The sequence below is a fragment of the Nostoc sp. genome (assembly GCF_035638895.1).
GTDB lineage: Bacteria > Cyanobacteriota > Cyanobacteriia > Cyanobacteriales > Nostocaceae > Nostoc.
Map to the genome: position 1 here is coordinate 1 of NZ_DASQZC010000170.1, position 26,303 is coordinate 26,303.

Consider the following 26,303-nt stretch of genomic DNA (forward strand, 5'->3'; position numbering starts at 1 on the left):
TCCTCTTCATGTCGATAAAGTCAAACAATTTTGGATTTTAGATTTTGGATTTTTGAGAAAAAGAGTTTTTTAGTACATGCCCCGCTATGAAAATGGGCAGAGCAAATCTACTTATAAACTCGTGACATTCGAGCATTAATCCCAAATTGCAAATCTAGAATCTAAAATTGGTACGGTCAAATAATTATATCCCTACAAATCTCCGAGGTAATTGCATGAAAGCGGTGATTTTGGCTGGAGGGCTTGGTACACGCCTCAGTGAAGAAACCAGTATCAGACCCAAGCCGATGGTTGAAATTGGTGGTAAGCCAATTCTCTGGCACATAATGAAAACTTACTCTGCTCACGGCATTAATGACTTCATTATTTGTTGCGGTTACAAAGGTTACATAATTAAGGAGTATTTTGCTAACTACTTCTTACACATGTCAGATGTTACCTTTGATATGCGATTTAACCAAATGAACGTGCATTCTGGTTATGCTGAACCCTGGCGTGTCACCTTAGTAAATACGGGTGATAATACGATGACAGGCGGACGCTTAAAGCGAATCAGCGAACATCTTGGTAATGAAACTTTTTGCTTTACGTATGGTGATGGTGTCAGTAATATTAATATTACCGAGCTAGTTAAATTTCATAAAGAACAAAAGACATTAGGAACCCTCACAGCCGTTCAACCAGCCGGACGTTTTGGGGCTATTTCTTTAGGATATGAGCAAACGAAAATTACCAGCTTTCGGGAAAAACCCGAAGGTGATGGAGCTTGGATTAATGGCGGTTATTTTGTGTTAGAACCAGAAGTAATCAATTTGATTGCTGATGACTCTACCGTGTGGGAGCAAGAGCCATTAGAAAAGCTAGCTGATATGGAACAACTATCGGCTTTCAAACATGATGGTTTTTGGCAACCTATGGATACTTTACGCGATAAAAACTACCTAGAGGGGCTATGGAAAAGCACTCAAGCCCCTTGGAAGGTATGGTAGAAAGAGTTGGGATGAGGGAGATGAGGGAGCAGGGGGAAAAAAATAACCAATGCCCAATGCCCAATACCCCATGCCCAACGACTTTATAGATTTACTGTAATTTCAAGTACAATAATACTAATGTATGATTTTGCAATTATAGGTGGGGGAATAGTTGGACTCTCTACAGCCCTGGCTCTAGGAAAACGCTATCCCAATGCCCGTATTTTAGTAGTAGAAAAAGAGAGTCAATGGGCATTTCACCAAACCGGGAATAATAGCGGTGTGATTCATTCTGGTATTTATTACAAGCCAGGGAGTTTCAAAGCTAAATTTTGCCGTGACGGTTCTCGCTCTATGGTAGAGTTTTGTCAAGAGCATGGAATTGAGCATGAAGTTTGTGGTAAGGTCATTGTTGCAACTGAAGAGCAAGAGCTACCACGCTTAGAAAATCTCTACAAACGCGGCTTAGACAATGGCATAGAAGTTAAGAGAATTAGTCCCGAAGAAGTCAGGGAAATTGAACCTCACGTAAAATGTGTAGGTGGGCTTCGGGTATTCTCAACTGGTATTGTTAATTACAAGCAAGTTTGTTTGAAATATGCCGAGCTAATTCAACAGCAAGGTGGAGATTTGCACCTCAATACAAAAGTTCTGAAAATCTCCTCAAGTGGAAAAAATCAGGTACTGCAAACAAATAAAGGTAACTTTGAAACCCGCTTTATAATTAATTGTACTGGATTGCATAGCGATCGCACCGCCAAATTAGGTCAAGTTGAACCCCAAGCAAAAATCATTCCATTCCGGGGAGAATATTACGAACTCACACCAGAAAAACGTTATCTGGTCAAAACACTAATTTACCCAGTTCCCAATCCAGATTTTCCCTTCTTGGGTGTTCACTTTACCCGGATGATTGATGGTAGCGTCCATGCAGGGCCAAACGCGGTGCTGTCGCTCAAACGCGAAGGTTACAAAAAAACCGACTTCGACTTACGGGATTTTCTTGAAGTCATCACCTATCCTGGTTTTTGGAAATTGGCAGCTAAACATGCTGATGAAGGGATTCAAGAAATCATTCGTTCCTTTAGTAAAGCAGCCTTCACCAGAAGTTTGCAAAAACTAATTCCCGAAGTTCAAGCAGAAGATTTAGTTCCCACCCATGCAGGAGTTCGCGCTCAAGCCTTAATGAACGATGGCAAGCTTGTAGACGACTTTTTGATTGTTTCCGGTCAAAACTCCATTCATGTTTGCAATGCTCCTTCTCCTGCGGCTACATCTTCTCTAGAAATCGGTAAAGCACTTGTGGCAGAAATTCCCCAACTTTCCCATCTAGATATTGCAGTAACTGCATAGATAACATAGCTATTACTTCCGGGCTGCTGAATAAAAGGATGAATCTTGTATAGTGGGCATCTTTTCCAGCCTGGAAATACAAAAGACGGGTAAGATACTCATCCCACAAGAAAAAAGTGTAGTGCATCAATTAAGTAAGAACCGCTATAGAGTGCTGCTACCCAATGGGTAATATCATGTCCGCCGAATTCCCATAATAACCCCACCCCCAACCCCTCCCCGCAGGCGGGGAGGGGAGACAAAGCACAGCTTTGGCGGGGTGGGGTTCTCCGGGTTTAATAAGTAATCAAGTGGACATAATATAAGTTGGCAAACTATGTAATGAATGTTAGCCGATATATATAGCGCTTCTAGGTTGAGTCCAATGACCTAACCCCCAACCCCTTCCCTACATTCGCGTAGCGTCTCGTAGAGAAGAGAGAGAATGGGAGCAAGATTCAAAGCCTCTCTCCTAAGAGGAGAGAGGAATGGAAGTGAGGTTATTTGCATACAAACGAAAAATATAGCGGTTCTCTCTTGAATACAACACCCTTTAGGGCAAATATTTGTGCGCCCCTAATTTAACTCATCAATACAAACATTAACCACAATGAAAATATTAGTAACTGGAACAGAAGGCTATCTTGGTTCATTATTACCCCCTCTGTTAATTGAACGGGGACATGAAGTTATCGGTCTAGATACTGGTTTCTATAAAGTTGGTTGGCTGTACAACGCCAATGGGGTGACACCCAAAACCCTTAACAAAGATATCCGCAACATCACCCCTGATGATTTGGAAGGTGTTGAAGCCATAGTTCACATGGCAGAACTCTCTAACGACCCAGCCGGACAATTAGCACCTAATATTACCTACGAAATTAATCATATAGGTTCAGTTCGTCTAGCTAGCCTAGCTAAAGCTATGGGTGTGCGCCGCTTCGTATATATGTCTTCGTGTAGCGTCTACGGTGTTGCTACCGCAGGTGATGTCACAGAAGAATCCCCAATTAATCCTCAAACAGCCTACGCAGAATGCAAAACTCTCGTAGAAAGAGATGTCAGACCACTGGCTGACGATGACTTCTCTCCCACCTTTATGCGGAATGCTACTGCCTTTGGTGCTTCTCCCAGGATGCGCTTTGATATTGTTTTAAACAACTTAGCAGGGTTGGCATGGACTAGCAAACAAATCAAAATGACCAGTGATGGTACACCCTGGCGGCCATTAATCCATGCACTGGATATTTGCAAAGCAATAGTCTGCGCTTTGGAAGCACCACGAGACATTGTACATAACCAAATCTTCAACGTAGGAGATACAGCAAATAATTATCGCGTCAAAGAAATCGCAGAAATTATTGCTGATATTTTCCCAGATTGTAAATTGTTCTTTGGTAACAACGGTTCAGATAACCGCAGCTATCGGGTATCCTTCGAGAAAATCAACACAATCCTACCTGGATTTAAGTGTGATTGGAATGCCCGACTTGGTGCCCAGCAGTTATTTGATTTATTCAGTCAAATACACATGGCTGAAGATACTTTCTTGTTTAGAGGATTTACGCGCTTAAAGCAACTAGAGTATCTGATTCGTACTGAGCAAATTGACAAGGATTTTTTCTGGAATAAAAAGTAGTTAGATTAGTCTAGCAGCAGCGAACAAATAAACTAAGTTTCCGAATCAACCTATTTGATTCGGACTTATCCATCTATCAAATTATTTGCAATTAGTGAGTTAAAGCTTATGGCGATCGCAAAATGTCGTTTTAGTGGTCAACCTCTGCACCAAACCTTTATTGATCTAGGAATGTCACCTTTAGCCAATGCTTATTTGACAGCAGAACAGCTAAATAATGTAGAGAAATTTTATCCTCTCCATGCTTATGTTTCTGAAGACACTCTTTTAGTTCAATTAGAACAGTTTGAAACTCCAGATCACATTTTCAGCGATTATGCTTATTTTTCTTCTTACTCTGTAAGTTGGCTAAAACATGCCAAGGCTTACACGGAGATGGTGGTAGAGAAGTTTGGCTTTAATCATCATAATCAGGTTATTGAAATTGCCAGTAACGACGGCTACCTCCTGCAATATTTTGTAGAAAAGGGAATCCCAGTTTTAGGAATAGAACCAGCAGCAAATATAGCTAAAGTTGCTGAAGACAAAGGTATTCCTAGTATCAACAAGTTTTTTGGAGTTGAAACTGCCAAAGAACTAGTGATAGAAGGAAAATTAGCTGACCTTTTGATAGGTAATAATGTTTTAGCTCATGTACCAGATTTAAACGATTTCATCGCTGGAATGAAACTCATCCTCAAACCCAATGGTATTTTGACGATGGAGTTTCCTCACATTTTACAACTTATTGAACAAAATCAGTTTGATACTATTTATCACGAGCATTTTTCTTATTTTTCATTCCTGACCATCGAAAAAATCTTTGCAGCACATAACTTGCAACTTTTTGACGTAGAGGAATTACCAACTCATGGCGGTTCATTAAGAATTTATGCCAAACACGACTACGCTGTTCATCTCAGCATTAGTCAACGAGTTAGAGATTTGAAAGCTAAAGAAATTGCCGCCGGGCTACATCGCATGGAGACTTACATTACATTTGGAGAAAAAGTCAAAGAAACAAAGCACAAACTATTAAATTTTCTTTTGACAGCTAAAGCAGAAGGTAAATCAATCGCTGGTTATGGCGCACCTGCTAAAGGCAATACATTGCTCAATTACTGTGGGATTGGAAAAGATTTTATCGATTACACAGTAGATTGCAATCCTTACAAGCAGGGCTTATTCTTACCTGGCACTCATATTCCCATCTTTGAACCAGATAAAATCCGCGAAACCAAACCAGATTATCTCCTAATATTGCCTTGGAATCTCAAGGAAGAAATTATGGAACAAATAGCATTTATTGGCGAGTGGGGTGGACAGTTTGTAGTGCCAATTCCTGAAGTTAAAATTTATCCATCTCCTATTCAGGATAAGGTTTTAATAGCGTCGTAATTACTACTTAAAAAGCCAAAAGTTGCCTGTTATTCCTATGTTTATATTGTATTGTGGTCATGGGCAATATTTAAGTGATTTCAAGAAAACATCAAAGCATTTGTTTTTGGAAATTGCTCAAGAGTAATTAAAAGGTGTATCTACTATAAATTTTTGCTGCCAAACTACAAAAATTTAGACTGGGAAGCAGCTTAGTACCTTCTTAACTACAGATTAAAGCTTATTATGAATAAACTGCTGACTATTGCCATTCCTACATTTAATCGTGCCCAGCTTCTAGATAAACAACTTACTTGGTTAGCTCAAGCTATTAAAGGTTTTGAAGACGACTGTGAAATTTTAGTTTCTGATAATTGTTCAACAGACAATACTCAAGAAGTGATCCAAAAATGGCAGAGAACACTTAATAATATTACATTTAAATCGAATAAAAATTTAAAGAATTTAGGCGTAGTCAAAAATATTATGTATTGCCTAAATTCTACAATAACAAAATATGTTTGGACAATTGGTGATGATGACCCAATTCAAGATAGAGCCATTGCTTATGTAATTAGCAAACTCAAGCAACATGAAGATTTATCATTATTATTTCTCAACTTTTCTGGACGGAACCAAATTACTGGTGAACCAGTCCACCCACCAACAATTGTTGGTAATCGCTGGTTTGATATAGATAGTGAAAATGGTGAAGGTGATGGTAAAGCTATATTTGAGCATTGTTTCTCAAAAAGTGTTGGTGCAGTAATTTTTCTGACTGCTACTGTTTACCGCACTGATTTAGTAAAACGCGCTCTCCAAAAATGGCAAGATGCTGAGAATAACTGGATATCTTTAGCATATCTAGCCGGATATTGTGCTGCTAATGGCAGAGTAATCGTCACTCAAGATACTTATTTAGAATGTATTGTTGGTGTGAGTTATTGGCAGAAAGAACCAAAATCTGCACTGCTAATGCAATACAAACACATACCCGAAGTGATTTTGAAATTAGAAAAAAGTGGATATTCTAAGCAGTTTTGTAGGCGGATGCTTTTGCAGAACGGTAAAGAAGTCAACTTGAAAGTTTTCTTGGGTGCTTTAAGAAGATGGCCGATATCAGCTATCAAAATAGTAGTTCCATTTTTGGGTTTGGTTAGCTTGTGTGCTTTTGATGTAATGGTTTCTAAAGAACTCGGTTTAGCAGAATCAAGTGAAATACCTACTCAAGAAGTGCGGAATTATAAGCCGTAAGCTATTAAATTCCTAACAAATATGTATTATAAAAAGAAGGATTTATGCCATGTTTAGCGCTATTAAACGCAAAATAGCTACACTATCTTCTGACTTTGAATATTACCTAGCCCGTTGGAAGCATAGCAGAAATTTGCCAGCGTTAGAAGGAAGCGATCGCCACATTCTTAAGGCTCTCAAAAAAGATGGCGTTTGTGTCACAACACTGGCAGATTTAGGGTTCGACTCTAGCTCCGAACTGCTCAAAGCTGCTTACCATCAATTGTCTCAGATGGAAAATCCTAACAACGACCATCTAGAGCAAAAGTTACCACAAATTTACACAGTTACAGGTTTACCAGAATTTTATGCTTGGGGAATCGAGAAAAGGCTGCTCAATATCATCAAAAATTATATTGGTCTTCCTGTTGCTTTTCATGGTGTACATTTACGCAAAGATTTCAATAATAAACATCAGTTTGGAACGCTGCTATGGCATAGAGATGCAGAAGACCGTCGAATTATCAAAATAATTATTTACTTGAATGATGTAGAAGAAAAAACTGGGCCTTTTGAATACATCCCCCGCTCTTTAACTTCCTTATTTAGTTGGAATTATTTTCGACTTTACTACAAACTTTGGAAGTCAGGCTATATAGGTATCGACGATGAACAAGTAAAACCAATCATCCCTAAATCAGCTTGGAAATCCTGCCCAGGCCCAGCAGGTACTGTCATTCTTGTAGATACGAAAAATACTTTGCATCACGGCACAGTCCGCACAGAAGATCGGTCAACACTATTTTTGTGTTACACCGCCAACCCTCCTGAAAGACCACACCTCTGTACCCAATACTGGGATGATACTTATCCCAGAGCAGAGTTACGTTCTGCATCCGATGCAGTTAAAGTATCAACTTAAAAACGTTCTTGCCAGAAGAATATCTAATTTAACCAACATTCATCTAAAAGGAATCATAATGATTTTCACCGAAACTCCACTCAAAGACGCATTCATTATTGATTTAGAAGAAAAGCCAGACCACCGTGGTTTTTTTGCTCGGTCTTTCTGCGCTCAAGAATTTGAAGCACATGGATTAAAGCCAACAGTCGCCCAATGTAACTTGTCTTTTAACTATAAAAAAGGCACTATCCGGGGAATGCACTATCAAATTCTGCCAGCAGCAGAAACGAAATTAATTCGCTGTACTAAAGGTGCTATCTATGACGTAATTATTGATATGCGTCCAGAATCTCCTAGCTTTTTATCACACATTGGTGTAGAGCTAACCCCAGAAAACCGCCGCGCTTTATATGTTCCAGAAATGTTTGCTCATGGCTATCAAGCACTCACAGATGAGACTGAAGTTATATATCAAGTGGGCGAATTTTACACGCCAGGGTATGAAAGAGGTTTACGCTATGACGACCCATTCTTTGCCATTGATTGGCCTCTAGATGTGACTGAAATATCTGAGAAAGATTTAAATTGGCCTTTGTTGAGAATGATGACTGTTGGCGGTACAGCTTCCAGATAACTATACCCGGATTTCTCTGTGCCAGGTGTTTCTCGTAAAACACACTGGCTCCTCTACACGAGGTAATACAATAATTAATTAGGGTAGAAATAAATGCCAAATAATCTTCTATCTCGTGTCGGTAATATTATTTCTTTTGTCTCCAAAAAAGTCCAAGCTCGAATCAATTATGTTAAGACATTACAGGTTGTTTCTCTAAAGCCTAAACAGCCTTCTAAAGGAAATGTACTTCTTTCTTATCGAATTGAACCATTCCTCTTAAAAGCTGGTCAGCCAATGCCTAACGACCATACTTGGTATTGGGAAGTTTGGCAAATAGCCCAAACTTTTTTAACTTTAGGCTATAACGTTGATGTTATCCAATTTCACAATGATAAATTCGTTCCTCAAAAAGATTACGCATTTTTTATTGATATCCGTCATCGAATGGAAGCGCTTGCACCAAAACTGAATAAGGATTGCATCAAGATTTTCCACGTTGACATTGCGAATATGGTATTTCGCAATGCAGCAGAATGCAACAGACTTCTAGAACTACAACGACGGAAAGGTATCACCTTAAAACCACAGCGATTTGAAGTTCCTAATTTGGGAATTGAATATGCTGATTGCGCGATTGTGTTGGGTAACGATTTCACAACTGATACATTCAAGTATGCTAACAAACCGATGTATCGTATCCCAATTTCTTCGCCCGTGGTTTATCCTTATCCCGACAAGAAAGATTTTGAAGCGGTAAGAAAGCGTTTTCTGTGGTTTGGTGGTAGTGCTTTAGTCCTGAAAGGATTAGATTTAGTTTTAGATGCCTTTGCCCAAATGCCGGAATACCATTTAACAATTTGTGGCCCGGTAAATAATGATAAAGAATTTGAGCAAGCTTTCTATAAAGAACTGTACGAAACTCCTAACATCCATACTTATGGGTGGATTGATGTTAGTAGCCCTGATTTTATAGAGGTGACAAATAACTGTCTAGGGCTTGTTTATCCTTCTGTTTCTGAAGGGCAGTCAGGAGCAGTAATTAGTTGCTTGCAAGCCGGGTTAATTCCCATCTTAAGCTACGAATCTGGTGTGGATGTTCACGATTTTGGTGTGATTTTTGATAATCTTTCAGTTGACGAAATTAAGGCAAAAGTTAGAAGTATTTCCAACTTGCCTGTAGAAGACTTAAAGCTGATGTCTCGTCAGGCTTGGGAATATGCAAGAGCAAATCATACCAAAGAAAAGTTTGCCCAAGTTTACAGAAATGTTGTGGAGCAAATTATCGAAAATCACAACCAGAAAAAACAGACTGCTTCTATAGCATCTAGCAAAGAACCAGTTACTAGCCATAGCTAATCTTAATTCCCGTGAAAATGTACTTAATATTTAGCTTTAAAAACTTATTAAGTGCAAGTTTATAGAGAATTTGTATCACAACCAACAGTTCCAAAAAGGAGTTTAGTTCATGATTATTATCGATCGCGCCTTACAAACCCGTGCAGCAGCAGGAAATCCTATCAAGGTGGGAATGATTGGTGCTGGTTTTATGGGTCGAGGAATTGCCAACCAAATTGTCAATTCAGTGCCAGGAATGGAGTTAGTTGCTATCTCCAATCGTCAGATTGATGCAGCTAAACAAGCTTATTCGGAAGCAGGAATTGAAGATATTCAAGTTGTTGCAAGTGTCAGCGAATTAGAAGATGCGATCGCTAACGGTAAGTATGCAGTCACAGAAGACGCTAAATTACTGTGTCGGGCCGAAGGCATCGATGCATTAATCGAAGTCACAGGTGCAGTGGAATTTGGCGCTCACATTGTTATGGAAGCGATCGCCTATTGCAAGCATGTGATTATGATGAATGCCGAACTCGACGGCACGATTGGCCCCATCCTCAAAGTCTATGCTGACAAAGCAGGTGTGATTCTCAGCGCCTGTGATGGCGATCAGCCAGGGGTGCAAATGAACCTCTACCGCTTTGTAAAAAGCATTGGTCTAACTCCGTTATTGTGCGGTAACATTAAAGGACTCCAAGACCCCTATCGCAATCCCACCACCCAGGAAGGATTTGCTAAACGTTGGGGTCAAAAGCCCCACATGGTGGCTAGCTTCGCCGACGGAACCAAAATTTCCTTTGAGCAAGCGATCGTTGCCAATGCCACAGGGATGAAAGTCGCCAAACGGGGAATGCTAGGATATGACTTCAACGGTTATGTCGATGAAATGGCCCATATATATGATGTTGAACAACTCAAAGAACTGGGCGGCATTGTCGATTATGTAGTTGGAGCAAAACCTGGCCCAGGCGTATATGTATTTGCCACTCACGACGACCCCAAGCAACAGCACTATCTCAACTTATACAAATTAGGCGAAGGCCCACTTTACAGCTTCTATACTCCTTATCACCTCTGTCATTTTGAAGTTCCCTTGTCTGTAGCGCGTGCTGTCCTATTCGGTGATGCGGTTATGTCTCCATTAGCAGGCCCGCTAGTAGATGTTGTCACCACTGCCAAAATCGACCTGAAAGCAGGAGAAACCTTAGATGGCATCGGTTACTACATGACCTACGGACAATGTGAAAATTCCCCCATTGTCCAACAGCAAAATCTCCTACCAATTGGTTTAGCTGAAGGGTGTCGCCTCAAACGAGATATTTCTAAAGATCAAGTCCTCACTTATGAGGATGTAGAATTACCTGAAGGCAGACTCTGCGACCAATTAAGAACTGAGCAAAACACTTATTTCGCCTCAGAAAAAATCTTAGTAGCAGTTGGGTAATAGCTACAAATGAATCGGCTGTAGGGGTGTACAGCTAGCTGTACGCCCCTATATATTTGTCGCCAGAATTTCGTGAAGAGGATAGGAGCTATACTGCGGGACACTAAAGTTGTTGATAGTAATATCAAGTCCTGGTAATTAGTTATGATTTCCACAGTCATTGCACCCCACCCCCAGCCCCTCCCCGCAGGCGGGGAGGGGAGACAAAGCGTAGCTTTGGCGGGGTGGGGTTCTTGAGGTTTAATAACTAATCAAGCGGACATGATATAACTTGCTGGGGAGCGTTGAAACAAACCTGATCGAAACTTTAGGTCAAATTCATGAAAATTGCTCTAGTCCATGATTATTTAACCCAGCGAGGTGGGGCAGAGCGTGTGTTTGAACTGCTTTGTAAGCGCTATCCCGAAGCAGATATTTTCACATCTCTGTACGATCCAGAAAAAACTATTGATCTAGGCGATCGCATAGTCAACACAACCTTTTTGCAAAAGATTCCTGGTGCAGCAAAATATTTCAGGTCAATGGCTCCTTTATATTTTCCTGCCTTTCGTGCCTTGGATCTGCAAGACTACGATTTAATTATTAGCAGTAGCACAAGCTTCGCCAAAGCAGTGCGAAAAAATCCCAATGCTCGCCACATTTGTTTTTGCCATAATGTCACCCGTTTCTTATGGGATACAGCAACCTATTTAAGAGAGTACGGAGACTATAGATATTTTGCTCCTTTAATCGAACAAATATTTCAAGTAATGAGAAAGGTAGACCTGAAATATGCACAGGAACCTGACCTTTACATTGCCAATTCTAGTGTTGTTGCCCGCCGTATTGAAAGTATTTATGGCAAAAAGGCAATGATGGTAAACTATCCAATTGATACTAGTAAATTTCTTTTTTCCGATATAAAAGAAGAATATTATCTGGCCTCAGCCCGGATGATCAGCTATAAGCGCCTTGATATAATAGTTGAAGCTTTTAACTGGTTGGGATGGCGCTTATTAATCTCAGGTGATGGGCCTGAACTTGCACGATTAAAATCCAAAGCATTAAAAAATATTGAGTTCTTGGGACACGTAAGTGATAGAACCCGCAAAGACTTGTTTTCCAAAGCCAAGTCTATTATTGTCGCAGCCTTAGAAGACTACGGATTAGTTCCAGTAGAGGCTAATGCTAGTGGTACACCAGTCATCGCTTATGGTGCAGGTGGAGTATTAGATACTCAAATACCAGGTGAAACAGGAGTCTTTTTCAAAAGGCAAACACCCGAATCTCTACAAATTGCATTACTAGAAGCCAACGGCATTTCTTGGGATTACGATCGCATTCGTAATCATGCCGTTGCAAACTTTTCAGAGAATGCCTTCTTTGGGAAAGTTGAGCAAATTATTAACCAGGCTTGTGGCGGACATCAAATATTGATTTGATTTCGTAATTTATTGCCCCTATAAGATTACCTATTTATTTTTTCTCTCCTCCTTGGCGGTTCGTAAAACAAATAGGTATTCTTCGGGGAATCTCTTAGCGTAAGTCTTGTTGGCGTAGCCTTTCGTAGAAAAGACAAGGATAATAAAAGTGGTTCAAAGTAGTCTAAATCCTCATATAACTCCAGCTTCAGAAACTGAACCAAGCTACGGACAATTATTTGCCGTATTTGTGCGAAGATTTCCTTGGTTCCTAGCAGTATTAATTACTTCTATTGCTATTGCAGGCATGGTAACTTTTAAAACCAAACCAACTTATAGAAGTTCTATGCAACTGCTAGTAGAACCTAACTATCAAGGTAAAAAAGAAGGTGCGGGGATAGACAACCAGTTTACTGACTCTGATGTTGTGATAGATACTGCGACTCAGCTTAACTTGATGCAGAGTTCGGGACTTATTCAAAAAGCAGTTGATAAACTTCAGTCTGATTATCCAGATATAAGTGCAGGTGAAATTAAAACTTCTTTGGTCTTAACTCAATTAAGGAGCAAAGAAGATAATATCGCTACTAAAATATTTCAAGTTGAATACACTGCTGGAGATCCAGAAAAGACACAAAAAGTTCTGGATGCAATTCGACAAGTTTATGTGGAATATAACAAACAACAACAGAATTCGCGGTTACAAAAAGGTCTGCAAATTATCAGGGAACAGTTAAGTAAAGCCAGTGAAGAAGTAAACGCGGCTGAGACAAATTTACAAAGGTTCCGTAGAAATCAGAACTTAATTGATCCAGAGTCACAGGCTAAAGCGATTGAGACAGCTTTGAATAATATTGCCCAAGAAAGACAAACAACTCGTGCCCAGTATGGCGAAGCTTTAGCACGCCAAAAATCTTTAGAAGAACAACTTAACCGTTCTCCTCAAAATGCTCTAGTTGCTTCTCGTCTGAGTCAATCTACTCGCTATCAAGGCTTATTGAATGAAATCCAAAAAAGCGAACTGGCACTAGCACAAGAACGCTTACGCTTTACAGATCAAACTCCGAGTGTGCAGAAGCTCAAAGAACAGCTTCAGAGTCAGAAGGAATTATTGCAACAAGAAGTAGGAAGAACTTTAGGCGGAAAATCTGCTGGTGCATTCACGAATGGAGACTCTCTTCTCGAAAAAGGACAGCTTGGCCAAATTGATCTCAGCCTAGCTGGTCAGTTGGTAGAAACACAGACAACTATAGTTGCTTTAACTGCTCGCGATCAAACTTTAGCCCAGAAAGAAAACGAGCTACGTTTTGAAATCAAACGCTTCCCGCCTCTTTTAGCTTATTACAATCGGATGCTACCGCAGTTGCAATTTAGCCGTGAAAGGTTAGAGCAGCTTTTAAGAGCAGAACAGCAATTACGGCAAGAACTTTCCAAGGGTGGATTTAATTGGGAAGTTGTGGAAGAACCTCAAAAAGGTGGACAATTAGGCCCCAATCTTCAACAGAACTTGCTGTTAGGTGCTGTAGTTGGGTTTATGTTAGGTGGCATTGCTGCCTTTATTCGAGAATCGGCTGATGATGCAGTTCACACCACTGCTGAGTTAGAGAAGCAAATGGCGATGCCGTTGTTGGGAACAACTCCCAAATTACCGCCAGCCAAACCCAGAGAATCAATGATCAAGTTACCCTTTGGTAAGCCAGAAGTTCTCGCCCCCTGGACAATTCAGGTACTGCAATCTCCACCGCGTTGGGAATCGCTGGATCTGATTTACAAAAACATTGAACTTTTAAATACTGTTGCTAACTTAAAATCTTTGATGATTACCTCAGCTTTACCTGATGAGGGTAAGTCAGCTTTGGCGTTGGGTTTGGCGATGAGTGCTGCCCGTTTACACAAAAGGGTACTGCTGATTGATGCCAACTTACGCGATCCCAGTCTGCACGAACAACTGAATCTTCCTAATGAACAGGGTCTTTCAACTCTATTGGCTAGTGATGCAACTCTACCCAACCAGATTAGTCTTCAATACTCAGGTTCCGCCTACATCGATATTTTGACCGCCGGCCCCAGACCTGCTGACCCAGCTAATCTGTTGAGTTCCCCTCGGATGATAGAATTAATGGCAGCATTTGAGGAAAACTATGATTTGGTACTCATAGATGCTTCCCCAGTTCTCGGTTTGGTGGATGCCATGCTCACCGCATCATCTTGTCGTAGCGTAGTCATGGTGGCAAGTATTGGGATTGTGACGCGAAGTCAGCTTAATCAAGCTACAGCGATGCTGAGTAAGTTAAATCTGATTGGGGTTGTAGCTAATGGGGTATCAAACTCTAGTAGTAATTACGTACCTTATATCAAACAACAGCAACTAGCTCTGCGCCAAGCTGTAGAAAAATAGCTAGTACGGTTACAAAAGAAAAGATCCCCGACTTATTTAAGAAGTCGGGGATCTTTCTCGTTTTTTTGAACAAAATTTAATTTTATTGCGATCAGGAAAAAATCAGTATATTTATGCTAACTTTATGGGTTATCAGAGAAATCACTGGCTCTTTAAAGAGTAAATAAAGAATTTATTTAAGCGATCGCTATTTCTATATACTCTTATATTCTAGAGATTAAAGCACCTTCATAAAGGCTAGAAGACAACAAGGGACTGGTTTTGTTAAATATATCGATACAATCAACACCTCAGTGCAATTAAACGTCGATATAGATTCATGGGTAATTTACCTCTACACTTTTCTACTGTCAGTAGTTACCGGAAAATACCGATTACCCATGAATATTGATAGTAACGTTGATTTGTAAACCTCTACACCAGCAGAATTCTGCACAATGTGTGCTTGGCTGAGTGGCAAATAGCAATAACATATTTTGCCCTCAATTATCTCCAACTTTTTGGACTTACAACAAGATTCGGATTTGGGTCTTTGGCATTGATAGCCTTTGATAACGCCTCAGCAATTCACTCCTGTATAACCCAAAGACATTATGACAACTTCAATAATTCCAACTCTAGAGAATTTATATGATGTAACCCAGGAACACCAAGATAATCGTGGGTACTGCACGCTCAAGTGGCGACGGGGCAAGCTGTTGGTGAAGCCGCTTGGACAAGTTAAACAACCATATTTGCCTTTATTAAATAGTAAGCGATCGCTAGTAGAATGCTTACAACATTCTCCGGTAAGTTTGGTAAGCATAGATCCAAAACTGGGTGAGGCTTTGCTCAAATTTTGGGCAGATGCATGTGAAGAAGCTCAAAAGCCAATATTCCTAAGCATATCTGCTAGTAAAAAACTGTCTAAGCAACCCTTTCAGCGACTAACTGATTGGATTGCTGCTTTCGTGTTGCTGCTATTAGTAAGTCCAGTCATGTTGGGATTGCTTGTGTTAATGCAGGTTTACTCGCCAGGGTCACTTTTTTGTCGTGAGTGGCGTGTTGGAGAACGGGGTAAGCTGTTTCGGGCAATGAGGTTTCGCACGCAAAACACCACAGCACTTGGGCGTTGGATGGGTAAACACAGCCTTCATAATCTGCCCCAGTTATTTAACGTGCTGCGGGGTGACATGAGTTTAACCGGATCTCGTTGTTGGACTTTAGAAGATGCAGTACAGCTAAATAAATTACCAGAAATTAAAGCTTCGTGGGAAGTAGAAGCACAGTCTCACTTGTTACATCTAGATAGCCAAACACTGTAATTTATCTGTGCGGTAATTGATGGTTTCATCTACCGCACTGAGGCTAAGGGACTTCCAATTAAAAAAATATCCCATCCCTTTGGTGAGCAGGGGAAGCAGGGGGCGCAGGGGAAGCAGGGGAGGAACAATCTAACGATCAATAATTGCTCCCAAAATTGAATAATTTAATTTCTGTAAGTCCCTAAAGCAAAATTGGTTGTGTAGCATCTATAGCGGTCTATCTACCTTGTCAAACTATTATTATAATATCCATGCATTTCCAACTTCCTCAAAAAGTTCGTAGTCTGCTTAAAGCTTCCAGCTTCTGGCAAGACAACTATTTGCTATTGCGAGAATTTAAGCACTTTCGCAAGATTGTAATTTTAGCTCTAACATTCTCGATTCTGGCGGCAACTTTTGAAGGTGTCAGTATTGGTTTTTTACTTTCATTTTTGCAAAGCTTAACTAGTCCCAACGCTCAACCTGTCCAAACAGGAATAGAATGGTTTGATAATTTAGTATTGGGAGCTAATTCTTCGGCAATTAATCGTCTGTACCGAGTATCTTCGCTGATTTTATTGAGTACTTGGTTACGTGTTGCCTTCAATTACTTTGGACAAGTCTATACTGAATTATCGCAACTGCATTTTGGCGATCGCTTACGCAAGCAAATTTTTGAACAGTTACAATCCTTATCGTTAAGTTACTTTGCCAAAACTCGTTCTGGTGAACTAATTAACACAATAACCACAGAAATTGAAAGGATAAGACAGGGTTTCAGTGGCGCAGCCTTTTTAATAACTAGGGGAATCACAACTCTTGTCTACTTGATTTCAATGTTTTTGATATCATGGCAACTGACTGTAATTTCAGCATTACTATTTACACTTTTAGGTGTAGGTTTATCTAATCTGAATGCCAGAGTTAGAGAATCAAGTTTTGGCATGACAACTGCTAATGCTAATTTTACATCAACAGCCATAGAATTTATTAATGGCATTCGCACGGTTCATTCCTGTGGTACTCAAGAATTTGAGCGACAGCGTTATTACAAAGCTAGCGACAAGGTAGTAAGTACTACAACTAAAGTTGTATTCACTTGGACACTTGTAAAACCAATTGCCGAAGGGGTAGCTACTACGGTGTTGGTGGGAATGATTATTTTGGCATTTACTAGCCTAGTTACTAATGGAACGCTACAAGTTGCTTCTTTGCTAACATTTTTCTTTGTGCTATTTCGCTTCATCCCCTTTGTTCAAGATATTAATGGCACGAGAGCATTTCTCAGCACTCTACATGGCTCGGCAGACAACATTAAAAATCTGCTAAAAAGTGATGATAAAAATTATTTTCAGGATGGAACACTTAAATTTAAAGCTTTAGAAAGGGCAATAAATTTAGTATCTGTAGATTTTGGTTACGATGACAAAAATAGAGTGTTGCATAATGTTACCCTAACCATTGAAAAGGGTAAAATGACTGCATTAGTCGGAGCCTCTGGTGCTGGTAAAACAACTCTTGCTGATTTAATTCCCCGCTTTTACACTGCTACAGAGGGAAATATCTATATCGATGAAATTGATATTAGGTTGTTTGAAATTAACTCTCTACGCCGTCAAATAGCTGTAGTTAGTCAAGATACTTTTATCTTCAATACTGATGTTTGGCAAAATATTGCTTATGGTACTCCCCAAGCCACTAATGAGCAAATTCAAGAAGCTGCTAAACTAGCCAATGCACTGGAATTTATTTTAGAAATGCCCGAAGGTTTTAATACCCAATTGGGAGATCGGGGTGTTAGATTATCTGGAGGACAAAGACAGCGAATTGCTATCGCACGGGCGCTACTAAGGAACCCAGAAATTTTGATTTTGGATGAAGCAACTAGCGCGTTAGATTCTGTATCCGAGCGCTTAATTCAAGATTCATTAGAAAAGCTATCTGTGGGTAGAACAGTAATTGCGATCGCTCACCGTCTTTCTACTATTGCCAAAGCTGATAAAGTCGTAGTCTTGGAAGCAGGGCGGATAGTAGAACAGGGCAAATATCAAGAATTACTCGGACGTAAAGGGAAGCTTTGGGAATATCACCAGATGCAATATTATAATTCGTAATTCGTAATTCGTAATTCGTAATTTCTTTATTACGAATTCCTTCTCATGCTCAATTTTTTATAATTTTACCGAGGAAAAATAAATGGTAAATCTAGGCTATCATTCTGCTAAAATGCAGGGTAAATTTAATCGCTCTCTATATAAAGCAGCCATTTCTCAGATTGTCAGCATTCCGATAAAACAAACTCGGCAAGTTCCGATAAGTGTCTATGCATTCTCATGTGAACGCGATCTGCTAGAACAAGTGGCAAGTATTCGCTCATTCATTCGTCATGTTGGCATTCCAGATACATTCTCTGTAGTTTCTGATGGCAGTTACACTGAGTCTAGTTGTAATTTACTCCGCCGTGTCCATCCCTGCGTTAAGGTAATACCTTTACAAAACTTCGTCAGAAAGGATTTACCTCAATGTGTTCATGATTATGCCCAACTGCATCCACTGGGCAAAAAGTTGTCGGCATTAATGTCAATTCCGGTTAATGGAGCTACGATTTACACTGATTCAGATATTTTATTTTTCCCCGGTGGGATTGATTTAATTGATTTGAGTAAATCGGACGATAAATATTCTCTTTATCTACCTGATTGTTCTATATCGCTAGATGAACGAATTATTTATGATGATTCTGAAAAGTCAAATCCAGTAAATGGTGGATTTATATTCTTTAGGCATGAATTTGACTGGAGTTTTGCTATCGAACGTTTAGCAAATCTTCAAGAAGCTCCTACTTATTTTACAGAACAAACAATTGTTCATTTGACAATGCATCACAATCATGGTAAGCCTATATGCTCAAAAAAATATGTTCTTAATGTAGAAGATCAGTTCATTTATCCAGATAAATCTGCAAGTAAAAAAATTGCTCTCAGGCATTATGTGAGTGATATCAGACACAAGTTTTGGTTTAACGCTGGCATATAAGTTGATGAATTTAAGCCTCTATTTAGATGAGGAATACAAATTAGTAATAACGTAAAAAATGGTGGTTAATGCTTAACTCAATCAATAATGCCAAGCAAAATGATCAACTATTACACAGGGATATTTTTGAAGAAGACCTGATTTATCAATGCTCCAATTTTGATGTAGGTGAGGGCGGAGGTGTTGAAACTTATTTAGCTTCTTTGTTTGAACATCGACCACCTGAAGTTAGCGATCGCGTGATAAGATCGCTTAAGAATGTTGACCAAAGCCAGTTTAAGTTGCTGCACCTCCACAGCCCAGACTTACTCTTGCAGCTTACAGGCGAGTGTCCTACGGTTTTTAGTGTTCATAATCACTCATTGTACTGTCCTAGTGGCACAAAGTATTTAGCTGGACAGCGAACAATCTGCGATCGCAACTTCTCTTACTTAGGTTGTAGCTGGGGTAAATTAGTAGATCAATGTGGTAGCCGTAGACCATTAAAAACTCTTAAAGAACTTCAAATTACTCATCAGTTATTAGATGCCTTAAAAAAGGTAAAAATTACTTTTGTTGCTAATAGCGAATACGTGCGTCAAGAGTTGATTAAAAACGGTGTAGCACCTGAGCAAACTGTAACGCTACACTGTGGTATCTCCATACCAAAAATCACAACTGCACCCTTGAGTTTAGATATCCATCAAAATCATAGAATTTTGTTTGCTGGACGGATTGTTTCTGATAAAGGTCTGGAATGGTTACTCAAAACCTTAATACATACTAATCCGCAAATTCAACTTGATATTGCAGGTGAAGGCTGGGAACGACCACGGTTAGAAAGGTTAGCAAATACACTCAGATTAAGTAACCGAATTACTTGGCATGGTTGGTGCGATCGCAACACGTTAAATAACCTTTACGAACAGTGTTTTGCAGTCATCTTTCCTAGCGTTTGGCCTGAACCTGCCGGTCTTGTAACTCTAGAAGCATACTCTCGTTATCGACCTGTAATTGGTAGTGCAGTGGGAGGTATTCCAGAACATTTGCGAGATGGGGAAACGGGTATTCTTGTTCCAGGGAATGATATCCAAAAGCTAGCTGATGCGATTCATGATTTGTATGGAGATTATGAAAAAAGCCGACACATGGGCGAACAAGGTCATGCTTTATTAATGAAAGAATTTACCATGAATGCTCATGTGAATAATCTCCGAAAAATTTATGCAAAAACAATAGCTGAATTTCCTTCTACGAAAAAAATATATAGCGTTTCTCAAGGGAAATAAGCCTAGTTTGGTATAGCAAATTGTCCATTTTTTACCTATAAAATATAAAGGGAAAAACTATGTCATCGTCTCAAGAATCTCAACAGCCTTTAGTTAGCGTTATTATCCCCACCTATAATAGACCAGAATATCTCAAGCAAGCGATCGCTAGCGCTGTTAAACAAACTTATCAAAATATCGAAATTATTGTTTCTGATAATTGTAGTCCAGAAAATCCCCAAGCACTTGTGGCATCTTTTGGTGATTCACGCATCAGATTTTGGCGACATCAGCAAAATGTGGGGATGATTGCTAATCAGCAGCATGGCTTCAAGATGGCGCGAGGTAAATATGTTGCTAGTCTTCATGATGATGATATGTGGAATGAAGATTTTTTAGCAAAGCTAGTACCACCTCTAGAAGCAAATTCTGAGTTAATTCTTGCTTTTTGCGACCAATATATCATAGATGCAGATAGCATAATTAATAATGCTGGTACTGAAGAAAATACACGCGGTTATAAGCGAGACAAACTAGCAAAAGGAATTCATCAACCTTTTTACAAAATTGGATTGGTAGATAAAAGCATACCCACTGCTGCATCTTGTGTGATTCGTAATAATATTATCGATTGGGATAGTATACCCTCAGAAGTTGGCGGAATGTGGGATTTATATTTAACTTATCTCTGTTGTATATCTGGTTATGGTGCTTACTATTATCCAGAAAGATTGACGCGATATCGTGCCCATGAGCAAACTGATACTATGCTCAGTGGTAGTCGAGATATGCAGGCAAAAATCCGCAAAGCTAAAAGCGAAATGTTTTGTTATCAAGTCTTTATGGCAGACGCTCGGTTACAGAAATTTAAAACTTACTTTCAACAAAAATGGTTAGAAGCTAATACTACTTTAGGAATTGGTTTGCTACGAAGTGAACAGATAGCCGCAGCACGTCCTTATTTTTGGCAGGCGTTAAATCAACAAAAATTTGATGTGCGAACTGTGGCTGCACTTACTCTCAGTTTTACTCCGCGTTTTTTCGGAGAAAAATTAATAGAAATTTCTAAATGATAGAGGAATCTTGTTTGAATTGTAGATTATACCTCTTGCAAAAATCCTTGAATCACCCCTCCCCAACCCTCCCCTTGTAAAGGGGAGGGGCAAGATTTCAAGTTTCCCCCCTTTATAAGGGGGGATTAAGGGGGGTCTATTCGACTTATGCAAAAGGTCTATTCTTTTAACGAACCGCAGAGACGCAGAGTACACAGAGTCGATAAAAATAATATTTTTACTTTGCGTCTTTGTTCCAGCTTATTTTACCAAGCAAGGTAGTGTATGAAGCTTTGTATTGTTACTCATAAAATCAAAAAAGGTGATGGTCAGGGGCGGGTAAATTACGAAGTTGCTCAAGAAGCAATTCGTCGTGGTCATCAATTGACATTATTGGCTAGTGAAGTCGCACCAGAACTAGAAGATAATAGTCAAGTTAATTGGATTAGAATTCCAGTCAAAGGCTATCCGACAGAATTTGTGCGGAATTTCATATTTGCCCAAAAGAGTGCAGATTGGTTACGTCAACATCGCTCTGAAATTGATTTAGTTAAAGTCAATGGTGCAATTAATCTGGCTGCGGCTGATGTGAATGCTGTACATTTTGTCCATAGTTCATGGTTGCGATCGCCTGTTCATATTTCCCGCAACCGTCGAGATTTATATGGTTTCTATCAATGGCTATTTACGGCTTTTAATGCCCGTTGGGAAAAACAGGCTTTCCAAAAAGCGCAGGTTGTCGTAGCTGTATCCGAAAAGGTCGCCCAGGAATTAGTTAATATTGGTGTGCCGCGTTCTCGGATTCGTGTAATTATCAATGGCGTAGACTTAGAAGAGTTTGCCCCTGGTGAAAGCAATCGCCAAAAATTAGGTTTACCGGAAAATGTTACCCTAGCACTGTTCGCTGGAGATATCCGCACACCCAGAAAGAACTTAGATACAGTGCTGCACGCCTTGGCGAAAGTTCCTAATTTACATTTGGCAGTGGTGGGACATACTCAAGGTAGCCCTTTCCCAGAATTAGCAGCATCGTTAGGGTTAAGCGATCGCGTGCATTTTGTAGGATTTCGCCGTGATATCCCCCAAATTATGCAAGCAGTAGATTTATTTGTTTTTCCTTCCCGATACGAAGCTTGCAGCCTCGTATTGTTAGAAGCACTTTCTTCAGGACTACCAGTAATTACTGCCACAGCCACCGGGGGCGGAGAGTTGGTGACACCAGAATGTGGCATCGTCTTATCCGACTCAGATGATATTGATGCTTTGGCTGTGGCGTTGATGTCCTTGGTGAGCGATATTCCGTTGATGCAGCAAATGGCCAAAGCAGCTCGTTCTGTGGCAGAAAAACATAGCTGGACTACTATGGCACAAACTTATGTGGATCTATTCGAGGAGTTAAGCAAGAATGCGGAACACCGTTCTGATACCGACTTATCGCCGTCCACAAGACCTATCACGCTGCCTTTTGGCGCTACAGGAGCAAACTAAACCGGTAGATCAGGTGATAGTGGTTGTCCGTGACACGGACGCAGAAACTTGGCAATTTCTAGCACAATTAAACGCGCCCAATCTGCCATTGCATACTGTGAAAGTCACACAACCGGGCGTAGTAGCAGCCCTCAATGCCGGACTAGCAGCAGTGGAGGGTGATATTGTTTCCATTACTGATGATGATGCTGCACCTCACCCAGATTGGTTAGAGCGCATCGCCGCTTACTTTACCTCTGATAGTCGCCTTGGTGGACTTGGCGGGCGTGATTGGATATACCACGGCAGCAAATTAGAAGACGAATCCCGCCCAGTAGTGGGACAGTTACAGTGGTTTGGCCGAGTGATTGGCAACCATCACCTGGGAGTGGGAGAACCGCGTGAAGTCGATATTCTCAAGGGCGTAAACATGAGTTTTCGTACCCAAGCAATCGGACAATTGCGCTTTGACGAGCGGATGCGCGGTACAGGAGCGCAGGTACATTTTGAAATGGCATTCACTCTGAGATTAAAACGGGCTGGTTGGAAGATAATTTACGATCCTAATGTTGCTGTAGATCACTATCCAGCACAACGTTTTGATGAAGATCAGCGAAATAATTTTAATGAAATTGCCTTTATTAATTTAGTCCATAATGAAACCTTAGTTTTACTAGAGCATTTGCCATTTATCCGCCGGATTGTGTTTTTATTCTGGGCAGTATTTGTGGGTACATGCGATAGTTTGGGTTTCGTCCAATGGCTGAGATTTTTACCTAGCCAAGGACAGTTGGCGGGGAAAAAATTGCTGGCATCCTGGCGTGGGCGTTGGCAGGGATATAAACAATTCGTAATTCGTAATTCGTAATTCGTAATGAATTTAATTTCTTCTTAGCTTTAGTTCCCAGTTAGAACCTGGGAATTAAAACGGGTGGGCTGCTGTCTCCAGAGAGCCAGTAATCCAAAATCTAAAATCCAAAATCTAAAATTGAATGAATTCTAGACAGATACTTTTCAATAGTTTTTTACAAGAAAGCTATTCTCCCGAAGAGCGATCGCAACAGGGTTGGATGGCGATCGCAGGCTTTGTATTACTGACTGTAGTTTGCTATTTTGCTGGTGCGACTGCCGCATTGCGCCTAATTTACCCGGTGACAGCTTTAATAGTAGCCATATTTTTATACTTGCGGCATCCCATTCTCTACATCAGCTTTACCTGGTGGATCTGGTTTCTCACGCCCTTAGCTACCCGCTTGGTTGACTATCGGGTGGGCTGGGACGCTACCCGTCAGATGCTCATCGCACCCTACTTAGTGGTGTTTGTCACCATCGCAACATTCTTACGACACTTTCCCCGCGCTTCGCGTCAAGGGGGCTTACCGTTTGTTTTGGCTTTTATTGGAGTCTTCTATGGCTTTCTAATCGGTCTGATTTATAACCCACCAATCCCAGTAGCACGCGGACTGTTAGATTGGCTCAGTCCGATTATTTTCGCTTTTCACTTATTTATAAACTGGCGAGATTATCCCAGCTATCGCCAAAATATTCAGCGAACATTTCTTTGGTGTGTGTTGATTTTAGGAGCGTATGGCGTATATCAATTCGTCGTCGCTCCTGAGTGGGACAGATATTGGCTCATAGAATCAAAACTATTCATGAGTTCTGGAAACCCTGTACCTTTCGGGATGCGCGTCTGGAGTACATTGCACTCAGTCGGCCCCTTTGGTTCCGTCATGCAAGCTGGATTGCTGTTGTTATTTACAAGTTCAGGAAACTTAATTTTTCCTGCTTCAGCCGTTGGTTACTTATCCTTCCTATTGACACAAGCGCGTACTAATTGGGGAGGCTGGTTATTAGGAATAATTATGATCGTGGGTTCAGTCAAAACCCGGATTCAAATGCGCTTAATCATCATAATTGTGGTGATGGCAATTTGTGTTGTGCCATTGACAACCATTGAACCAATTGCTGGGGTTGTAGCAGCCCGTTTACAAACTTTTTCTAATCTTGAAGAAGATAACAGTTTTAAAGATAGATCCGGAAGCTATGACAAAAACCTTGGGTTAGCCCTTTCTAATGGTCTAGGTAACGGCTTAGGAAATATTTGGAAAGTTAACGAAAAAACTGGTCAAATTGAAGTAGTGGTAATTGATAGTGGCATTTTAGATATGTTTTTCACCCTTGGTTGGTTTGGAGCCATCTTTTATATGGGTGGATTAATTTTTTTAATTATTAGTGTCAGTAGTTATGGTGAAGGTCGTTTCGATAGTTTTATCAGTGCTGCTCGCGCTATTGGTATCAGTTCTTCTGCACAGCTAATTATTGGTAGCGGCATGTTAAGTGTGGCAGGAATGATTCTTTGGGGATTTTTAGCTATGGCTATGGCAGGACACAAGTACTATCAACATCAAAAGAATTATGAATAAATACAAAAATATTTGACTGGATGCAAATTATTTTTTGTCGTTAGTTAAAAAAAATCTTACTACTTAAATAGGATTGATATAGATTATGAAAGCAATTATTGTAATGCCACTAGCCGAGCAACGAGGTGGCGGTGAAATGATGCTTTGGGATTTGGTGCAGCAAGGGCGTAATGCTGGTGTCGAGTGGCTGGTGATATTTTTAGAAGACGGCCCGATGGTTGAACAAGTAAAGTCCCTTGGCATTGATGCGCGAGTTGTAGAAAGTGGACGTTTGCGCCAAATCCACCGTTTTATTGCCGCCGTTTTTCGGATTGCTGCGATCGCCCGCCGCGAACGTGCAGATATAATTGTCAATTGGATGTGGATTACGCATATATCTGGAGGTTTGGCAGCGATGCTGGCGGGCTTACCTGCTGTGTGGTATCAACTAGAAGTGCCTAGCGATAAAACTTGGTTGGTACGAATCGCTACTTTAATCCCAGCCCGTGCAATTATCACTCTCTCCCAAGATGGCAAGCAGGCACAGGCAGAGATTTGGCCCCACAGACCAACACCTTTGGTTTATCCTGGTGTCGCATTAGACCGATTTGAGCCTAATGCTTTACCGTCTCCACAAGAAGCACGGCGAAAACTGGGCTTACCTTTACACGGGCCGTTGATTGGAATTGTTGGACGATTGCAACGATGGAAGGGAATGCACGTATTGGTGCAAGCAATGCCAAAAATTTTACAGAAGTATCCTGATGCTCATTGTGTGGTGGTTGGCGGTAAACACGATTTAGAACCGGATTATGAGGACTTCTTAAAAGCCGAAATTGCCACCTTGGGCTTAAAAGAGCAAGTAATTATGGCTGGGCTACAGCGTAATATCCCGGAGTGGGTGCAGGCGATGGATGTATTCGTTCATGCATCCGATAAAGAGCCGTTTGGGATTGTGATTATTGAGGCGATGGCGTTGGGTAAACCTGTGATTGCTGGTGATGCAGGCGGGCCGACGGAGATTATTACCGATGGCATGAATGGATTATTAACACCTTACGGTGATGCAGAGAAATTAGCGATCGCAATTCTCCGTTATCTTGACGAGCAAGAATTTGCCCAAAGTGCCGGAGTCGCTGCCAGACAACGCGCCCTCGATTTCTCAACGCAGAATTATGCTCAAAA

General features: G+C 40.6%; 20 protein-coding genes. All 20 read left to right on the top strand.

The genetic code is table 11. The annotated features are described in order from the left end of the window. The first annotated feature begins 215 nt into the window (after positions 1–215). The gene (gene rfbF, locus VE944_RS08465) at positions 216–989 is read left to right on the top strand and encodes a glucose-1-phosphate cytidylyltransferase (protein WP_229555979.1); all 774 of its coding nucleotides are present in this window, start codon (positions 216–218) and stop codon (positions 987–989) included. Between the two features lie 120 nt (positions 990–1,109). Next, positions 1,110–2,324 carry an L-2-hydroxyglutarate oxidase gene (gene lhgO / locus VE944_RS08470; RefSeq protein WP_324975116.1) on the top strand — a complete coding sequence of 405 codons (1,215 nt, stop codon included), beginning with the start codon at positions 1,110–1,112 and terminating at the stop codon, positions 2,322–2,324. 589 nt (positions 2,325–2,913) lie between these two features. Beyond that, a complete protein-coding gene (locus VE944_RS08475; RefSeq protein WP_324975119.1) occupies positions 2,914–3,942 on the top strand; it encodes an NAD-dependent epimerase/dehydratase family protein in 1,029 nt (342 codons plus the stop codon). A gap of 108 nt (positions 3,943–4,050) precedes the next feature. Next, a complete protein-coding gene (locus VE944_RS08480; protein WP_324975122.1) occupies positions 4,051–5,319 on the top strand; it encodes a class I SAM-dependent methyltransferase in 1,269 nt (422 codons plus the stop codon). Positions 5,320–5,544: 225 nt separating this feature from the next. After that, positions 5,545–6,552, top strand: a complete 1,008-nt coding sequence (locus VE944_RS08485) for a glycosyltransferase family 2 protein (RefSeq protein WP_324975126.1) — start codon at positions 5,545–5,547, stop codon at positions 6,550–6,552. A 49-nt stretch (positions 6,553–6,601) separates the two neighbouring features. Further along, positions 6,602–7,453, top strand: coding sequence for a phytanoyl-CoA dioxygenase family protein (locus tag VE944_RS08490; RefSeq protein ID WP_324975130.1), 852 nt, complete (start codon positions 6,602–6,604; stop codon positions 7,451–7,453). A 58-nt stretch (positions 7,454–7,511) separates the two neighbouring features. After that, positions 7,512–8,069, top strand: a complete 558-nt coding sequence (gene rfbC, locus VE944_RS08495) for a dTDP-4-dehydrorhamnose 3,5-epimerase (protein ID WP_324975133.1) — start codon at positions 7,512–7,514, stop codon at positions 8,067–8,069. A 93-nt stretch (positions 8,070–8,162) separates the two neighbouring features. After that, the gene (locus tag VE944_RS08500; RefSeq protein ID WP_324975136.1) at positions 8,163–9,407 is read left to right on the top strand and encodes a glycosyltransferase; all 1,245 of its coding nucleotides are present in this window, start codon (positions 8,163–8,165) and stop codon (positions 9,405–9,407) included. A gap of 109 nt (positions 9,408–9,516) precedes the next feature. Next, complete coding sequence (locus tag VE944_RS08505; RefSeq protein WP_324975139.1) at positions 9,517–10,830, top strand: NAD(P)H-dependent oxidoreductase; 1,314 nt, start codon at positions 9,517–9,519, stop codon at positions 10,828–10,830. A gap of 320 nt (positions 10,831–11,150) precedes the next feature. Next, the gene (locus tag VE944_RS08510; RefSeq protein WP_324975144.1) at positions 11,151–12,251 is read left to right on the top strand and encodes a glycosyltransferase; all 1,101 of its coding nucleotides are present in this window, start codon (positions 11,151–11,153) and stop codon (positions 12,249–12,251) included. Positions 12,252–12,399: 148 nt separating this feature from the next. Then, on the top strand, positions 12,400–14,628 hold the full coding sequence (locus VE944_RS08515) for a GumC family protein (RefSeq protein ID WP_324975147.1): 2,229 nt from the start codon (positions 12,400–12,402) through the stop codon (positions 14,626–14,628). Positions 14,629–15,221: 593 nt separating this feature from the next. Further along, a complete protein-coding gene (gene hepC, locus VE944_RS08520) occupies positions 15,222–15,932 on the top strand; it encodes a heterocyst development glycosyltransferase HepC (protein ID WP_324975150.1) in 711 nt (236 codons plus the stop codon). Between the two features lie 251 nt (positions 15,933–16,183). Further along, the gene (hepA, locus tag VE944_RS08525) at positions 16,184–18,025 is read left to right on the top strand and encodes a heterocyst formation ABC transporter subunit HepA (RefSeq protein ID WP_324975153.1); all 1,842 of its coding nucleotides are present in this window, start codon (positions 16,184–16,186) and stop codon (positions 18,023–18,025) included. A gap of 82 nt (positions 18,026–18,107) precedes the next feature. Next, positions 18,108–18,947 carry a hypothetical protein gene (locus VE944_RS08530; RefSeq protein ID WP_324975156.1) on the top strand — a complete coding sequence of 280 codons (840 nt, stop codon included), beginning with the start codon at positions 18,108–18,110 and terminating at the stop codon, positions 18,945–18,947. A 68-nt stretch (positions 18,948–19,015) separates the two neighbouring features. Continuing rightward, on the top strand, positions 19,016–20,215 hold the full coding sequence (locus tag VE944_RS08535) for a glycosyltransferase family 4 protein (RefSeq protein ID WP_324975159.1): 1,200 nt from the start codon (positions 19,016–19,018) through the stop codon (positions 20,213–20,215). A gap of 59 nt (positions 20,216–20,274) precedes the next feature. Then, positions 20,275–21,267, top strand: a complete 993-nt coding sequence (locus VE944_RS08540) for a glycosyltransferase family 2 protein (RefSeq protein WP_324975162.1) — start codon at positions 20,275–20,277, stop codon at positions 21,265–21,267. 264 nt (positions 21,268–21,531) lie between these two features. Continuing rightward, on the top strand, positions 21,532–22,734 hold the full coding sequence (locus VE944_RS08545) for a glycosyltransferase family 4 protein (protein WP_324975165.1): 1,203 nt from the start codon (positions 21,532–21,534) through the stop codon (positions 22,732–22,734). Next, positions 22,652–23,581 carry a glycosyltransferase family 2 protein gene (locus VE944_RS08550; protein WP_324975168.1) on the top strand — a complete coding sequence of 310 codons (930 nt, stop codon included), beginning with the start codon at positions 22,652–22,654 and terminating at the stop codon, positions 23,579–23,581. Before VE944_RS08545 ends, VE944_RS08550 begins: the two co-directional genes overlap by 83 nt. Before the next feature lie 124 nt (positions 23,582–23,705). Further along, entirely contained in the window at positions 23,706–25,139 is a 1,434-nt protein-coding gene (locus VE944_RS08555) for an O-antigen ligase domain-containing protein (protein WP_324975170.1), read from the top strand. Between the two features lie 85 nt (positions 25,140–25,224). After that, on the top strand, positions 25,225–26,303 hold a 1,079-nt coding region (locus VE944_RS08560; protein WP_324975172.1), incomplete at its 3' end, for a glycosyltransferase family 4 protein.

What these genes read in the sequence shown, in the direction of transcription:
- rfbF (WP_229555979.1), top strand. Translation starts at nt 216, where the DNA reads ATGAAAGCGGTGATTTTGGCTGGAGGGCTTGGTACACGCCTCAGTGAA.
- lhgO (WP_324975116.1), top strand. Translation starts at nt 1,110, where the DNA reads ATGTATGATTTTGCAATTATAGGTGGGGGAATAGTTGGACTCTCTACA.
- VE944_RS08475 (WP_324975119.1), top strand. Translation starts at nt 2,914, where the DNA reads ATGAAAATATTAGTAACTGGAACAGAAGGCTATCTTGGTTCATTATTA.
- VE944_RS08480 (WP_324975122.1), top strand. Translation starts at nt 4,051, where the DNA reads ATGGCGATCGCAAAATGTCGTTTTAGTGGTCAACCTCTGCACCAAACC.
- VE944_RS08485 (WP_324975126.1), top strand. Translation starts at nt 5,545, where the DNA reads ATGAATAAACTGCTGACTATTGCCATTCCTACATTTAATCGTGCCCAG.
- VE944_RS08490 (WP_324975130.1), top strand. Translation starts at nt 6,602, where the DNA reads ATGTTTAGCGCTATTAAACGCAAAATAGCTACACTATCTTCTGACTTT.
- rfbC (WP_324975133.1), top strand. Translation starts at nt 7,512, where the DNA reads ATGATTTTCACCGAAACTCCACTCAAAGACGCATTCATTATTGATTTA.
- VE944_RS08500 (WP_324975136.1), top strand. Translation starts at nt 8,163, where the DNA reads ATGCCAAATAATCTTCTATCTCGTGTCGGTAATATTATTTCTTTTGTC.
- VE944_RS08505 (WP_324975139.1), top strand. Translation starts at nt 9,517, where the DNA reads ATGATTATTATCGATCGCGCCTTACAAACCCGTGCAGCAGCAGGAAAT.
- VE944_RS08510 (WP_324975144.1), top strand. Translation starts at nt 11,151, where the DNA reads ATGAAAATTGCTCTAGTCCATGATTATTTAACCCAGCGAGGTGGGGCA.
- hepC (WP_324975150.1), top strand. Translation starts at nt 15,222, where the DNA reads ATGACAACTTCAATAATTCCAACTCTAGAGAATTTATATGATGTAACC.
- hepA (WP_324975153.1), top strand. Translation starts at nt 16,184, where the DNA reads ATGCATTTCCAACTTCCTCAAAAAGTTCGTAGTCTGCTTAAAGCTTCC.
- VE944_RS08530 (WP_324975156.1), top strand. Translation starts at nt 18,108, where the DNA reads ATGGTAAATCTAGGCTATCATTCTGCTAAAATGCAGGGTAAATTTAAT.
- VE944_RS08535 (WP_324975159.1), top strand. Translation starts at nt 19,016, where the DNA reads ATGCTTAACTCAATCAATAATGCCAAGCAAAATGATCAACTATTACAC.
- VE944_RS08540 (WP_324975162.1), top strand. Translation starts at nt 20,275, where the DNA reads ATGTCATCGTCTCAAGAATCTCAACAGCCTTTAGTTAGCGTTATTATC.
- VE944_RS08545 (WP_324975165.1), top strand. Translation starts at nt 21,532, where the DNA reads ATGAAGCTTTGTATTGTTACTCATAAAATCAAAAAAGGTGATGGTCAG.
- VE944_RS08550 (WP_324975168.1), top strand. Translation starts at nt 22,652, where the DNA reads ATGCGGAACACCGTTCTGATACCGACTTATCGCCGTCCACAAGACCTA.
- VE944_RS08555 (WP_324975170.1), top strand. Translation starts at nt 23,706, where the DNA reads ATGAATTCTAGACAGATACTTTTCAATAGTTTTTTACAAGAAAGCTAT.